This window comes from Amaricoccus sp., assembly GCF_047602525.1.
In the GTDB taxonomy this organism is placed as follows: domain Bacteria; phylum Pseudomonadota; class Alphaproteobacteria; order Rhodobacterales; family Rhodobacteraceae; genus Amaricoccus.
In genome coordinates this window covers 3,596,406-3,610,524 of the sequence record NZ_JASGHB010000001.1, presented here as the reverse complement: position 1 = coordinate 3,610,524, position 14,119 = coordinate 3,596,406, and the positions used below count along the sequence as shown (strand labels likewise).

10 protein-coding genes and 1 pseudogene are annotated in these 14,119 nt (G+C 69.9%); 6 read left to right on the top strand and 5 right to left on the bottom strand.

Annotated elements, in window-relative coordinates; all coding sequences use genetic code 11:
• Window positions 1-136: 136 nt before the first annotated feature.
• Complete coding sequence (locus tag QM699_RS18450; protein WP_415012465.1) at window positions 137-709, bottom strand: helix-turn-helix domain-containing protein; 573 nt, start codon at window positions 707-709, stop codon at window positions 137-139.
• Here QM699_RS18450 and QM699_RS18445 point away from each other — a divergent pair.
• The 5 genes and pseudogenes from QM699_RS18445 to QM699_RS18425 all read left to right on the top strand — a co-directional run.
• Window positions 597-1,463 carry an SDR family oxidoreductase gene (locus QM699_RS18445; RefSeq protein ID WP_415012464.1) on the top strand — a complete coding sequence of 289 codons (867 nt, stop codon included), beginning with the start codon at window positions 597-599 and terminating at the stop codon, window positions 1,461-1,463. The two genes, QM699_RS18450 and QM699_RS18445, sit on opposite strands and share 113 nt — an antisense overlap.
• On the top strand, window positions 1,460-2,866 hold the full coding sequence (locus QM699_RS18440) for a bifunctional enoyl-CoA hydratase/phosphate acetyltransferase (protein WP_415012463.1): 1,407 nt from the start codon (window positions 1,460-1,462) through the stop codon (window positions 2,864-2,866). Before QM699_RS18445 ends, QM699_RS18440 begins: the two co-directional genes overlap by 4 nt.
• On the top strand, window positions 2,863-4,065 hold the full coding sequence (locus QM699_RS18435; protein WP_415012462.1) for an acetate/propionate family kinase: 1,203 nt from the start codon (window positions 2,863-2,865) through the stop codon (window positions 4,063-4,065). Before QM699_RS18440 ends, QM699_RS18435 begins: the two co-directional genes overlap by 4 nt.
• A gap of 63 nt (window positions 4,066-4,128) precedes the next feature.
• Window positions 4,129-5,730 (top strand): inorganic phosphate transporter, encoded by a 1,602-nt coding sequence (locus QM699_RS18430; protein ID WP_415012461.1) that lies wholly within the window; start codon window positions 4,129-4,131, stop codon window positions 5,728-5,730.
• A gap of 168 nt (window positions 5,731-5,898) precedes the next feature.
• Window positions 5,899-6,135, top strand: a pseudogene (locus QM699_RS18425) (3-hydroxyacyl-CoA dehydrogenase family protein); the annotation flags it as partial.
• 138 nt (window positions 6,136-6,273) lie between these two features.
• On the opposite strand, the gene gyrB reads toward QM699_RS18425, so the two are convergent.
• Window positions 6,274-8,688 carry a DNA topoisomerase (ATP-hydrolyzing) subunit B gene (gyrB, locus tag QM699_RS18420; protein ID WP_415012460.1) on the bottom strand — a complete coding sequence of 805 codons (2,415 nt, stop codon included), beginning with the start codon at window positions 8,686-8,688 and terminating at the stop codon, window positions 6,274-6,276.
• 218 nt (window positions 8,689-8,906) lie between these two features.
• Between gyrB and ppk2 the strand changes: the two genes are divergently transcribed.
• Window positions 8,907-9,788: a polyphosphate kinase 2 gene (gene ppk2, locus QM699_RS18415; protein ID WP_415012459.1), complete on the top strand. Its 882-nt coding sequence runs from the start codon at window positions 8,907-8,909 to the stop codon at window positions 9,786-9,788.
• 24 nt (window positions 9,789-9,812) lie between these two features.
• Here ppk2 and QM699_RS18410 read toward each other — a convergent pair whose 3' ends face one another.
• The 3 genes from QM699_RS18410 to QM699_RS18400 all read right to left on the bottom strand — a co-directional run bounded on the left by QM699_RS18410 (window position 9,813) and on the right by QM699_RS18400 (window position 13,979).
• Window positions 9,813-10,334 (bottom strand): LysE family translocator, encoded by a 522-nt coding sequence (locus QM699_RS18410; protein ID WP_415012458.1) that lies wholly within the window; start codon window positions 10,332-10,334, stop codon window positions 9,813-9,815.
• A 127-nt stretch (window positions 10,335-10,461) separates the two neighbouring features.
• Window positions 10,462-10,899: a VOC family protein gene (locus tag QM699_RS18405; protein ID WP_415012457.1), complete on the bottom strand. Its 438-nt coding sequence runs from the start codon at window positions 10,897-10,899 to the stop codon at window positions 10,462-10,464.
• 140 nt (window positions 10,900-11,039) lie between these two features.
• A complete protein-coding gene (locus tag QM699_RS18400; protein ID WP_415012456.1) occupies window positions 11,040-13,979 on the bottom strand; it encodes a valine--tRNA ligase in 2,940 nt (979 codons plus the stop codon).
• Window positions 13,980-14,119 lie beyond the last annotated feature (140 nt).

Here is a 14,119-nt window from a genome sequence, read left to right as displayed (position 1 = left end):
TGCTTATGCGGCGGACCGTTGCCGGCACGTAAGCATGTGGCGCAGCGGGAGCAGCCTGCCGCAGTCATATCAGACCGTGGCGCGGACGGTCGGGACGCCTTTTTCCCCTCACCCCTCGTTACGGCTCCGAGCGCCGCTAACCCTGCGGGAAAGGCATTCCACAAAGTGCAGGGCGACCTCGCAGGCCGTGATTGGCGTGGCGGTGGAGGCTCTCGCCGGCCGCCATCAGCCTGAGCCGTCCGCGGCCGCGTTGGAAGAGCGCCATGCCGAGAGCGTCCTCGAGTTGCCCGACCTGGCGCGAGACGGCCGCGGAGGCGACGTTGAGACGGCGGGCGCATTCACGCACCGACTGGAACTCGGCAGTCACGCGAAAACAGACGAGAGGGCACGCGCAGCGTCGTGGTGGTCGGGCGCCGTGAGCCTGGTCCCTCTGGCTCTGCGGGCCCGGCCGTGGATGCGGGCAATGATCTGCACGTGAGGTGGCCTTGGCCAGCCGGCCGCTCGCTCGCGCAATGGTTGCTGCGTCGCAAAAAATTCGCGGGCCCTCTGCCGCGCCGCAGCATAACCTGCCGGTATCGGCGGAAAAGGGGCGATTCGTGTTTTCTCTTGTGGGACGGAAGGCGCTGGTCGTCGGGATCGCGAACGACCAGTCGATTGCCTGGGGATGCGCGAAGGCGCTGCGGGCGCAGGGCGCGGACCTTGCGATCACCTATCTGAACGAGAACCCGATGATGGCGGCGGTGCAGATGGCCGCGGGCATCGTCGGGAACATCCGCCGGCCGGCCGGCGCGGCGAACCCCTTCGCCGCGGCCGAGGCGACGGCGATGTCGATGCTGATCCAGTCGATGGACCTCGCCCGCGACCTGCGCGACGCGATGAACGAGCAGGTCTTCTTCTCGGTCTGGAATGCGCCCTGGGCCCGCGCCTGCGGGCGGACGCACACCGCCCCGCGGACGCTGAAGAACCCGGCCGAGCTGCGCTCGCTGCCGCAGGTGGCGATGGCGCTGGCGCACATGCGGTCGGGCGGCTTCGCCCACGCGGTCATCCGCATGCTGATCCTTCTCGCCGAGTCGCGCGGCAGCGTGCGGCGCGACCGGCTGGAACGCTCGGCGCAGGTGCTGGCCGGCGACGAGCCCTTCCGCTCGATCTCCGTCGACGAACGCCAGCGGATCATCGGCGAACAGACGCTCATCGTCACCTTCGCCCGCAAGGACGCGATCGAGACGCTGAAGGATCTGCTGCCGACGCAGAAGGAGCGCGACCTTGCGCTGCGGGTGGTCCAGTTCATCCCCGGCCGCATCGACGAGATGGCGCCGCACACCCTCGACCTGTTGCAGCACCTGCATGAGGTGCTCGGCGTCGCGCCGATCACCGAGGACGTGACGACCGATCCGCTGGCCCCCGTGCCGGCGACGGTCACGAAGGTGATGACCGCTCAGGCGGTCGGGACGGCCGCGGAATGATCCTCGAGAACCGCACCCTCGCCGAGCTCCAGCCGGGCGATACCGCCGAGCTCAGGCGCACCTGCACCGCGGACGACCTCTTTGCCTTCGCCGTGACCTCGGGGAACCACAACCCGATGCACCTGCCCGGCGAGGACGGCGACGACGATCCGACGACCGAGGCCGTCGCCCCGTCGATGTGGGTCGGCTCGCTGATCTCGGCGGTGCTCGGCAACGTGCTGCCGGGCGTCGGCACGCTCTACCGGAGCCAGAGCTTCGAATTCCTCGACCGCGCCCATGCCGGCGACGACCTCGTGGCGCGCGTCACCGTGCTCGCCAAGGCCGAGGACGGGACGGTCCGGCTCGGGACCGAGGTGGTGCGGGCCGGCGACGGTTCCGTCATCGTCCGCGGCGAGGCGACGGTGCTGGCACCGCGGATCAAGCACCGCTTCGAGGACGGGGACCTGCCCGGCCTCGTGGTGCAGCGGCACCGCCATTTCGACGCGCTGCTGGAGCGGGCCGAGGCGTTGCCGCCGATCGGCGTCGCGGTGGTGGCGCCCGAGGAGCCGAACTCGCTCGGCGGCGCGCTGCTCGCGGCGCGCCACCACCTGATCGTGCCGATCCTCGTCGGGGCGCGGGCCCGGATCGAGGCGACGGCGCGCGAGATCGGCGCGAGCCTCGGCGGCATCGAGATCCTCGACGTGGCCGACCACGGCGCGGCGTCGAATGCTGCCGTCGATCTGGTGGTGGCCGGGCGGGCGCAGGCGCTGATGAAGGGGCACCTGCATACCGACGAGCTGCTGCGCGCCGCGCTGCGCAAGGAGAACGGCCTGCGCGCCGGGCGGCGGTTCACCCATGTCTTCGTGATGGACGTGCCGGGCCTTTCGCATCCGCTGCTCGTCACCGACGCGGCGATCAACATCGCCCCCGACCTCGCGACCAAGGTCGACATCGTGCAGAACGCCATCGACCTCGCGCTGTCGCTCGGCATCGAGGAGCCGAAGGTGGGCGTGCTGTCGGCGGTCGAGACGGTCAACCCGGCCATCCCCTCGTCGGTCGACGCGGCCCTCCTCTCGAAGATGGCGGAGCGCGGCCAGATCAAGGGCGGGATCGTCGACGGGCCGCTCGCCATGGACAATGCGATCGACATCGGCGCCGCCCGCACCAAGGGCATCGAGAGCCGCGTCGCCGGCCGGGCCGAGGTGCTGGTGGTGCCCGACCTCGACGCCGGCAACATGCTGGCGAAGCAGCTCGCCTATATCTCGCGCGCCGAGGGTGCCGGGCTCGTCATGGGGGCGAAGGTGCCGATCATCCTGACTTCGCGGGCCGATGGCGAGAAGGCGCGGCTCGCCTCCTGCGCCGTCGCGGCGATCCATCACGCGCGGGTGTCCGCGGTGCCCGTCCGGGGGCTCGCGGCCGAATGAAACCGACCGCCCTCACCCTCAACGCCGGCTCCTCGTCGCTGAAGTTCGGCCTCTACGACATCGAAGGCGAGCCGGTCGAGCGCGCCATGGGCCTCGTCGAGCGCATCGGCGGCCAGCCCCGGCTCAAGGTCGACTTCGGGCCCGACGAGGGCCGCGAGGCGCGCGAACTCGCGGCGGCGGACGCCTCCGACCACCGCAGCGCGCTCGCCACCGTCCTCGACCTCCTGCGCGCCCGCTTCCCGGACGTGCGCGCAACGGCGGTCGGCCACCGCGTCGTCCACGGCGGCCCGCGCTTCGCCGAGCCGGCGGTGGTGACCCCGAAGGTTCTCGACGCCCTGCGCGCGCTCGCGCCCTTCGCGCCGCTGCACCAGCCGCACAACATCGCCGGCATCGAGGCGGCGATGGAGGCTTTCCCGGACGCGGTGCAGGTCGCCTGCTTCGACACCGCCTTCCACCGGCACCAGCCCAGGGTGAACGACGAGTTCGCCCTGCCGCGCGAATATTACGACAAGGGCGTGCGCCGCTACGGCTTCCACGGCCTCAGCTACGAATACGTCTCGGGCGAGATCCGCCGCTTCGCCCCGCTCCTGCACGAGGGACGGGTGGTCGTCGCCCATCTCGGCAACGGCGCCTCGATGTGCGGGATGATCGGCGGCCGCTCCATGGTCTCCACCATGGGCTTCACCGCGCTCGACGGCCTGCCGATGGGGACGCGCACCGGCCAGATCGACCCGGGCGTCGTGTTCTACATGGTGCAGCAGGAAGGCAAGACGATCGACGAGGTGCGCGACCTCTTCTACACGAAGTCGGGCCTCCTCGGCATCTCCGACCTCTCGAACGACATGCGCACGCTCGAGGCCGCCGGCACCACCGAGGCCAACGAGGCGATCGACTATTTCGTCTTCCGCTGCCGGCGCGAGCTTGGCGGCCTTGCCGCGGTCCTCGGCGGGCTCGACGCGCTCGTCTTCTGCGGCGGCATCGGCGAGAACTCCCGCACCATCCGGGCGCGGATCTGCGAGAATCTCGACTGGCTCGGCATCGAACTGGACCGCGCGCGCAACGAGGGCAACGAGAGGCGCATCAACAGCTCCTACAGCCGCTCGCATGTCCTCGTCGTCCCGACCAACGAGGAAATCATGATCGCCCGCGCCGCGCGCCGCCTCTCCCAAGGCCCGGGTGTCGCGGCGGCCGCGGAATAGTTCCCCCGGCCGCCTCGTCCAGCCAGGCCGCCGCCGAGTCCAGAGAATCCAGGAGCCGCCCCCATGTCGGTCGATACCATGAAGCCACCCGCCGGATCGCGTGGCCCCAGCCTCGACGCGCCGACGAATCCGTTGACCGCGATCCTGATGCTGGCCGCGATCGCCGCGACCCTCGCCTTCATCGGCTACAGCATCTATTCCGACGTGCAGGACGCCGGCGCCCAGCCGACCACGCTGCTCCCCTTCCTCCTGCTCTTCGTGGCCCTGCTCATCGCGCTCGGCTTCGAGTTCGTGAACGGCTTCCACGACACCGCCAACGCCGTCGCCACCGTGATCTATACCCACGCCCTGCCGGCGAACGTCGCGGTGGTCTGGTCGGGGTTCTTCAACTTCATCGGCGTGCTGCTGTCGAGCGGCGCGGTCGCCTTCGGCATCATCAGCCTGCTGCCGGTCGAGCTGATCCTGCAGGTCGGCTCCTCCTCCGGCTTCGCCATGGTCTTCGCGCTCCTGATCGCCGCGACGATCTGGAACCTCGGGACGTGGTGGCTCGGCCTGCCGTCCTCGTCGTCGCACACGCTGATCGGCTCGATCATCGGCGTCGGCATCACCAATGCGATGATGCACGGCGCCAGCGGCACGTCGGGCGTCGACTGGGGCCAGGCGACCAACATCGGCAAGGCGCTGCTCTTCTCGCCGCTGATCGGCTTCGGCGCCGCGGCGCTGCTGTTCCTCTCCGCGAAGGCGCTGATCCGCAACCCGGAGCTCTACCAGGAGCCGAAAGGCAACCAGCCGCCGCCGCTCTGGATCCGCGCGCTGCTGATCTTCACCTGCACGGGCGTCTCCTTCGCCCACGGCTCCAACGACGGCCAGAAGGGCATGGGTCTCATCATGCTCATCCTGATCGGCACCATGCCGACGGCCTATGCGCTCAACCGCGCGATGCCCGAGAGCGGCATCGCCGCCTTCGTGCAGAATTCGGACGCGGCGTCGGCGGCGATCGCCAAGGTCGGGGCCGTCGATGTCGCCGACCCCCATGCCGTCCTGACAACGTATGTCGAGACCCGCACGATCTCGCCGGACACGCTGCCGGCGCTTGGCGCGATGGTGACGGCGCTGAAGGACAATGTTCAGGGCTACGACTCGCTGAAGCAGATCCCGGCGGCGGCGGTCGGCAACACCCGCAACGAGATGTACCTCGCCTCCGAGACCATCCGCTATCTCGGCAAGGCCAGGTCCGCACCGCTCGACGCCACCGGCATGGCCGCGCTTACCGCCTACAAGGGCTCGCTCGACAGCGCGACGAAGTTCATCCCGCTCTGGGTGAAGATCGCCGTCGCCATCGCCCTCGGCCTGGGAACCATGGTCGGCTGGAAGCGGATCGTCATCACCGTCGGCGAGAAGATCGGCAAGACGCACCTCACCTACGCGCAGGGCGCCTCGGCCGAACTCGTCGCCATGGGCACCATCGCCGCGGCCGACATGTACGGCCTGCCGGTGTCGACGACGCATGTCCTCTCCTCGGGCGTCGCCGGCACGATGGCGGCGAACGGCTCCGGGCTCCAGTGGTCGACCGTCCGGTCGCTGCTGCTCGCCTGGGTGCTGACGCTGCCGGCCTCGATGCTGCTCTCGGGCGTGCTGTTCTTCCTCTTCTCGCAGGTCTTCTGATCCCGTCCCCGGGGGAGCCTGTGCGGCGCGTCCCTCGGGCGCGCCGCTTCCGCCGGCGGGCGGTCTTCGGATGAGGGAAACGCCATGAACGATCCGGTCCTCCGCCTCACCGAGGCGCTCGCCTTCGCCGCGGAGGCGCACGCGAACCAGCGCCGCAAGGGGGCGGCGCAGGGGCTGGCGACGCCCGAGGACATCGACGCCATGATGAAGCTCGGCGCCAACCACCCGATGGGGCCGCTGGCGCTCGGCGACCTGATCGGGCTCGACGGGGTGCTGAACATCATGGAGACCCTCTATCAGGGCTTCGACGACCCGAAATACCGCGCAAGCCCGCTTCTGAAGCAGATGGTCAGCGCCGGCTATCTCGGCCGCAAGACCGGCCGCGGGTTCATGGTCTACGGCTAGCCTAAGGCCCTGTCCCGCAACAGGGATTCCGCTTCCGCGCGGTCGCGGCGTCAACCCTGCGAGAATGGGGAGCGACGCAGGATGCGGCGGCACGAACCGAGGGACGAGGGATGGTGCGCCCTCGCCCCTCACACCCCCTCAGAAATCCAGGTTCGCCACGCTCAGCGCGTTCGTCTGGATGAACTCGCGCCGCGGTTCCACCTCGTCGCCCATCAGCTTGGTGAACACGTCGTCGGCCTCGGCCAGATCCTCCACGCGCACCTGCAGCAGCGTCCGGGCCTCCGGGTCGAGGGTCGTTTCCCAGAGCTGTTCGGGGTTCATCTCGCCCAGACCCTTGTACCGCTGCAGGCTCAGCCCCTTCTCGCCCTCGCGCGTCACCGCGTCGAGCAGCTCGGTCGGGCCATAGATCGCCTGCTCCCGGTCCTTGCGCACCAGCGACGCCGGGGCGCCATAGATCTCCTGCAGCCCGGCGGTCATCGCCCCGAGCCGGCGCGCCTCGCCCGAGCGCAGCGCGAAGCCGTCGAGGAGGCGCATCTCGTCCACCCCGCGCAGCGTCCGCCAGAGGCGAAGGCCCGCGTCCTGCGTCGGGCGCCCCTGCCAGCCGCGCTCGTACTCCAGCGCGATCAGGTCGAGCCGGGCCGCTACCGCATCCGCGACCCCCTGAGGATCGGCGTCGAGCGCGCCGGGCAGCAGCGCGCCCGCGATCGTCGCCTGCTCCAGCACCGGGCGCGGGTACTGCGTCGGGAACGCTGCGAGCGTCGCGCGGACGGTGCGCGCGTCTTCCACGACCCGCCGCAGATCGGCCCCCGCCACCATCGCCCCCGACCCGAGCCGCAGCATCGCGCCTTCGAGCCCCGCCTCGATCAGGTACGCATCGAGTGACGCCTGATCCTTCAGGTACACCTCCGACCGCCCCCGGGCGACCTTGTAGAGCGGCGGCTGGGCAATATAGAGGTGCCCCGCCTCGATCAGCGTCGGCATCTGCCGGAAGAAGAACGTCAGCAGCAGCGTGCGGATGTGCGCGCCGTCGACGTCCGCGTCGGTCATGATGACGATCTTGTGGTAGCGCAGCTTGCTCAGGTCGAATTCGTCGCGCCCGATCCCGGTCCCGAGAGCGGTGATGAGCGTGCCGACCGCTTCCGACGCCAGCATCCGGTCGAACCGCGCCCGCTCGATGTTGAGGATCTTGCCCCGGAGCGGCAGCACCGCCTGGTTCTGCCGGCTCCGCCCCTGCTTCGCCGAGCCGCCCGCCGAGTCACCCTCGACGATGAAGAGCTCGGCCTTGCTCGCGTCCTTCTCCTGGCAGTCCGCCAGCTTTCCCGGCAGGTTCGCGACGTCCATCGCCGTCTTGCGCCGCGTCAGCTCGCGCGCCTTGCGCGCCGCCTCGCGCGCCAGCGCCGCCTCGACGATCTTGCCGACGACCACGCGCGCGTCGCCGGGGTTCTCCTCGAACCACTCGGCCAGCTTCTCGTTCATCAGGCTCTCGACCGCCGGCCGCACCTCGGACGAAACCAGCTTGTCCTTGGTCTGGCTCGAGAACTTCGGATCCGGCACCTTGACCGAGAGCACGCAGGTCAGCCCCTCGCGCGCGTCGTCGCCCGAGAGCTGCACCTTCTCCTTCTTCGCCAGCCCGCTCTCGCCGGCATAGGCGTTGATCGTCCGGGTCAGCGCGCCGCGAAACCCGGCGAGATGCGTGCCGCCGTCGCGCTGCGGGATGTTGTTGGTGAACGGCAGCACCGTCTCGTGATAGCTGTCGTTCCACCACAGCGCGACTTCGACGCCGATCCCCGCGGCCTCGCCGGAGATGTAGATCGGCTCCTTGATGAGCGGCGTCTTCGAGCGGTCGAGATACTTGACGAATTCCCGAACCCCGCCCTCGTAGCACAGCTCGGTCCGCTCGATCTCCGCGTGCCGCCGGTCGGTGAGGCTGATCCTCACGCCCGAATTCAGGAACGCCAGCTCCCGCAGCCGGTGCTCCAGCGTCTTGAAGCTGTACTCGACGTTCGAGAACGTGTCGGTCGAGGCGAGGAAGCGCACCTGCGTGCCCTTCCTGTCGCTCTCCGCCACCCGGTGCAGGCTCACCACCGTGTCGCCGCGCTCGAAGCGGGCGGTATGCTCCCACCCCTCGCGCCAGACCGTCAGCTCCAGCCAGTCCGAAAGCGCGTTCACCACGCTGACGCCGACGCCGTGCAGGCCGCCCGACACCTTGTAGCTGTTCTGGTCGAACTTTCCGCCGGCGTGGAGCTGGGTCATGATGACCTCGGCCGCGGAGACGCCCTCGCCCTCGTGGATGCCGACGGGGATGCCCCGCCCGTTGTCCATCACGCTGACCGACCCGTCGGCATGCAGCGTGACGCTCACCTCGGTGGCGTGCCCGGCCAGCGCCTCGTCGATGCCGTTGTCGACGACCTCGTACACCATGTGGTGCAGGCCCGAGCCGTCGTCGGTATCGCCGATGTACATTCCCGGCCGCTTGCGGACGGCCTCGAGTCCCTTGAGAACCTTGATGGAATCGGCGCCGTATTCCTCAGGGGCGCGGGCGGGCTCAGCCATGTGAGAGAGGTCCTTGGGCAGTGGTGGCGCACCTTACCGGGCGCCGCGGGAAATGTCACGCGCCGGTACGATCCGCGGCCGCGGCTTTGCAGCCGCCGTCAAAGGCTTATGCGGAGCACGCGCCGCGGCGCCGGGCCGTCGGCGATCTGGCGCTTTTCTCCCGGCCCTCCCCGGCCCTATGGTGGCACTGGACGACACCGGCACAGGGGACGGCGAGGATGGCAAGGAAGCGCAGGGGCTCACCCAAGGGCGGCGAGATCCGCGCCGATACGATCGAGGCCACCGCGCGCGAAGCGGCGTGGCGTCTCGCCCCGACCACGGCCCGAGAGCGCCCGCCCTACGACTACATCCGCGAACTCGTCCGCCTGCAGTTCGAGCTGCTGAAGCTGCAGGACTGGGTGAAGCGCGAGGGCCTGCGCCTCGTCGTGATCTTCGAGGGTCGCGACGCCGCCGGCAAGGGCGGCGTCATCAAGCGCATCTCCGAGAGCCTCAATCCGCGGTACTGCCGCATCGCCGCCCTCGGCACGCCCACGACGCGCGAGCGCGGCCAGTGGTACTTCCAGCGCTACGTCGCCCATCTGCCGGCGGCGGGCGAGATCGTGCTCTTCGACCGCTCCTGGTACAACCGCGCCGGGGTCGAGACGGTGATGGGATTCTGCACGCCCGAGGAGCACGCCGAATTCCTCCGCGCCGTGCCGCAGTTCGAGGAGATGCTGATCCGCTCCGGCATCGTGCTGGTGAAATACTGGTTCTCGGTCAGCGACGACGAGCAGGAGCGCCGCTTCCAGGACCGCATCCGGAATCCGATCAAGCGCTGGAAGCTCTCGCCGATGGACGTGAAGTCCCGCGCCCGCTGGGTCGACTACAGCCGCGCCAAGGACGAGATGTTCGCCGCCACCGACACCGACCTCTCGCCGTGGCACGTGGTCGACGCCGACGTGAAGAAGCGCGCCCGCCTCAACTGCATCGCGCACCTGCTGAAGCAGATCCCCTATGAGGAGATCGAGCCGGTGAAGGTCCGCCTCGGCAAGCGCCAGAAGGACGACGGATATGTCCGCCCGGCGAAGGAGAGCCAGCGGTGGGTGGAGGAGGGGTATTGAGGAAGGGCGCCTGACCGCCCCGGGCTACCCCCGGATCCTCCTTCCAGACGCCGGCAGTTGCGCGAGTTCTGAATCGTCCCGAACTACAGCACCGGCGCGCCTGCCTGGGCTGGCGCGAAGCGCCTGCCGGGGGGCAGGCAGGCGCTGCCGGTGCTTGCGCACCGGCGGGGATATGGGCGCCGGCGATGCCGGAAGCCCGAAGAGGATCGCCTTCGGGTTTCCCGCGGTGATCGAGACGCCGGCGAGAACGCCGGCGAGCGGCCGTTCGGGCTCCGCCGTCCCGGCCGCTGCGCGCAAGGCCGCCGCCTCTGCCTTGCGGACGAGCTGCACCCCCATCCAGATCAGGATCGCCGCACCGACCAGCCGAAGGGCCCCGAGAAGCCCCGCCCAGACGCTCGCCAGCACCCCGAGCCCGAGCATCGCGAGCAGCGGCCAGGCCACATCTCCCACGGCCCCCCCGGCCGCGAGCGGGATCGCCGCCGCGACGCCGCGCGGGCGATCAGCGCCGCAGCCGCCGGCCCCGGGGCAGGGCCAGCGCGGCCGCACAGGCGCCGATCTGGGTCGCGGCGATGGTCAGGAGCGGCACCGCGGAACGGTGCTTTCCCGGGCGCAGGTCGTGGAGATCATGTGCATGATCCGTGCATGGATTGTGCATGGGTCGTGCATGGCGTCCTCAGGGCTTCTGCGCCTCCGGCAGGAACAACGTTCCGTCCTCGCCGAGCGGCCAGAACGGGTTCATTGCCAGCTCCCAGACATGCCCGTCCGGGTCGGCGAAGTACCCGGAATAGCCGCCCCAGAACACCTTCTCCGGCCGCTTCAGCACGCTCGCTCCGGCCGAGAGTGCCAGCTCGAACGCCGCATCCACCTCCGCTTCGGAGCCGAAGTTGCGCGCCAGCGTCACCGCCCCGTGCCCGAGGCTGCCCCGCGGCGCGCCCATGTCGTCGGCCAGATCATCGACGCCGAAGAGCGCCAGCACCTGCCCGGAAAGCTGAATGAAGACAACGCCTTCCTGCGCCGTGTGCGCCTCCCAGCCGAGTGCCGCGTAAAAGGCGCGCGACCGCGCGAGGTCGGAGACGCCGAGCGTCACAAGGCTGATGGACTTCGGAAACATCGCTTTCCCCGGGCTTTTCCGACCCATACCCCGAAGCGCCGGGCCGGGAAAGCCGCTGCGACGCGCGGCAACGCCACGCGCCGCGGCGCAATCGCGTCTCCCACGCCGCCTCAGTTCCTTGTCCGATGCGTCCGCGCAACCTACAGCCCCGCGAGCCGCGCCTCCGCCGCCTGCAGGATGCCGATCTCCTCCTCCGCCGCCTCGAGCCGCGCCCGCTGCTCGTCGACGACCTCCTCCGGCGCCCGCGCCACGAAGGCCGCGTTCGACAGCTTCGCGCGCAGGCCCTTCGCCTCTTTCTCCAGTTTCTCCAACGCCTTGATCAGGCGCTCCCGCTCGGCGCCGATGTCGATCACGTCCGCCAGCGGCAGGCAGAATGTCCCCTCCGGCACCGTGATCGTCACCGCCCCCTTCGGTGCGTCCGCCGCGGTCTCGAAGCTCTCGACCCGGGCCAGCCGCGCCACCAGCGCCCGGTTCCGCTCCAGCGCCGCCGCCCGCGCCGGCGCGAGGTCGAGCTCGACCAGCGTCACCTTCGCCGCCACCGGCACCCGCATCTGCGCCCGGACCGAGCGGATCTCCTCGATCAGCCCGATCACCCAGTTCATCTCCGCGTCCGCGCCCGCCTCGACCAGCTCCGGCCCGTAGGCCGGCCAGGCCGCATGGGCGAGCAGATCCGCCCGCGTTGCGCTCCACAGCGTCTCGGTGATGAACGGCATGAACGGATGCATCATCACGAGGCACTGCTCGAGCACCCAGGCCATCGTCGCCCGGGTCTCGCCCGACTCGTCGGTCTGGAACAGCGGCTTTGCCAGCTCGACATACCAGTCGCAGACCTTGCCCCAGACATGGGCATAGAGCGCATTCGCCGCGTCGTTGAACCGATAGGCGACCAGCGCGGCGTCGAGCGTCTCGCGCAGCTTGCCCGTCTCGCCGACGATCCAGCGGTTCGCGGTCAGCGTCACCGACGCGGGATCGAAGCCCTCGACCGGCACGCAGCCGTTCATCTCGGCAAACCGCGCCGCGTTCCAGAGCTTCGTCCCGAAGTTGCGATAACCGGCGATCCGCTCCTTCGAGAGCTTCAGGTCCCGCCCCATCGCCGCCATCGCGGCAAGGGTGAAGCGCACCGCATCGGCGCCGTACTCGTCGATCAGCTCGATCGGGTCGAGCACATTGCCGAGCGACTTCGACATCTTCTTGCCCTTCTCGTCGCGGACGAGGGCGTGGATGTAGACGTCGCGGAACGGCACGAGGCCCTTCGGATGCTCCGGGCTCTTGGTGAGTTCGAGCTGCATCATCATCATCCGGGCGACCCAGAAGAAGATGATGTCAAAGCCGGTGACGAGGACGGAGGTCGGGTAGTACCGCTTCAGCTCCTCGGTGTCGTCCGGCCAGCCGAGCGTCCCGAGCGGCCAGATGCCGGAGGAGAACCACGTGTCGAGGACGTCGGGGTCTCGGTAGAGGGTGACGACGACGGTGTCGTCCTCCTCCGGGAATCCCTCGGCGTCCGCGACGGGCTCCCCTTCGAAGCGCACCACCACCCGCTCGCCGAGGCGGGCGCGATACCAGTTCTCCGCGTCCTCGCGCACGGCGACGACCGACGTGCCGCAGAACGCTCGGACGCGCCGGCTGCCGTCCCCATAGACATGCGGCTCGTCGACCGCCGCACCGCCGGCGTGGTCGAGCTCCCCCTCGGGCGTGACATAGTCGCCATACCAGACCGGGATTCGATGCCCCCACCAGAGCTGGCGCGAGATGCACCACGGCTCGATGTTCTCGAGCCAGTGGAAATAGGTCTTCTCGTCGCGCTCCGGCAGGATGCGGGTGCGGCCGTCGCGCACGGCGTCCATCGCCTGCCGCGCGAGGTCGGAGGTGTCGACGAACCACTGGTCGGTGAGGTACGGCTCGATCGCCACCTTCGAGCGGTCGCCGTGCGGCACCATGTGGACCTCGGCGTCGATGCCGTCGAGCCAGCCCTCGTCGCCGGCGAGCGCCACGATCCGGTCGCGCGCCGCGTAGCGGTCGAGCCCGTCGAGGCCGGCCAGTGCGTCCGACCCCTCGATCCCCTCCCGGAACGCGGCGTTGTCGCGGATCGCGATCCGCGCCCGGGTGTCCATCACGTTGATGGCCGCGAGCCCGGCGCGCTCGCCGACGCCCCAGTCGTTGAAATCATGGGCCGGGGTGATCTTCACCGCGCCGGTGCCCTTCGCCGGATCGGCGTAGGTGTCGGCAACAATCGGGATCGAGCGCCCGACCAGCGGCAGGCGCACGGTCTTGCCGATCAGGTGGGTATAACGCGGATCGTCCGGGTGGACGGCGACGCCGGTGTCGCCGAGCATGGTCTCCGGCCGTGTGGTGGCGACAACGAGATAGTCGCGGGTCTCCCACTCGGTCGGCTCGCCCTCGTCGTCGAAGGCGACCGGATGCTGGTAGGTGGCGCCGTTTTCCAGCGGATAGCGCAGGCGCCAGAGATGGCCCTTTTCCTCGACCTGCTCGACCTCCAGGTCGGAAATCGCCGTCTCGAAATGCGGATCCCAGTTCACCAGCCGCTTGCCGCGGAAGATCAGGCCCCGGTCGTAGAAATCGACGAAGGTCTTCAGCACCGCGTCGTGGAAGCCCTCGTCCATGGTGAAGCGGTTGCGGCCGAGGTCGAACGAGTCGCCGAGGCGCTTCGACTGCTCGAGGATCGTGCCGCCCGACTGTTCCTTCCACTCCCAGACCTTGGCCGTGAACGCCGCGCGTCCCATCTCGCGCCGGCCGGGCCCGCCCGCGGCGGCGAGGCGGCGCTCGACGACCATCTGCGTCGCGATGCCCGCGTGGTCGAGGCCCGGCTGCCAGAGCACGTCGTGCCCCTGCATCCGGTGCCAGCGGGCGAGGATGTCCATCAGCGTGTGATTGAACGCGTGGCCCATGTGCAGGCTGCCGGTGACGTTCGGCGGCGGCAGCAGCATGGAAAACGCCTCCGGCGCCGCGCCGTCCGGGCCCGGGCGGGCGCCCGCGCCGGCGCGGAACGCGTCCGCCGCTTCCCACCGGGCGCTCGCCTCGGGCTCGGCGGTGCGTGCGTCGAAGGTCTTTTCCATCGCCATGGCTGCAATATCCCCGGGGCTCGTACCGGGGCGTCTCATAGCGCCGCCGCGGTGCGAACGAAAGCCCGGCCCGCGCGGCGGCTTCAGCGGGGACTGGACGGGCGCGCGCGGACGGCTAGTGTCTCGTTTCACGCGACCTT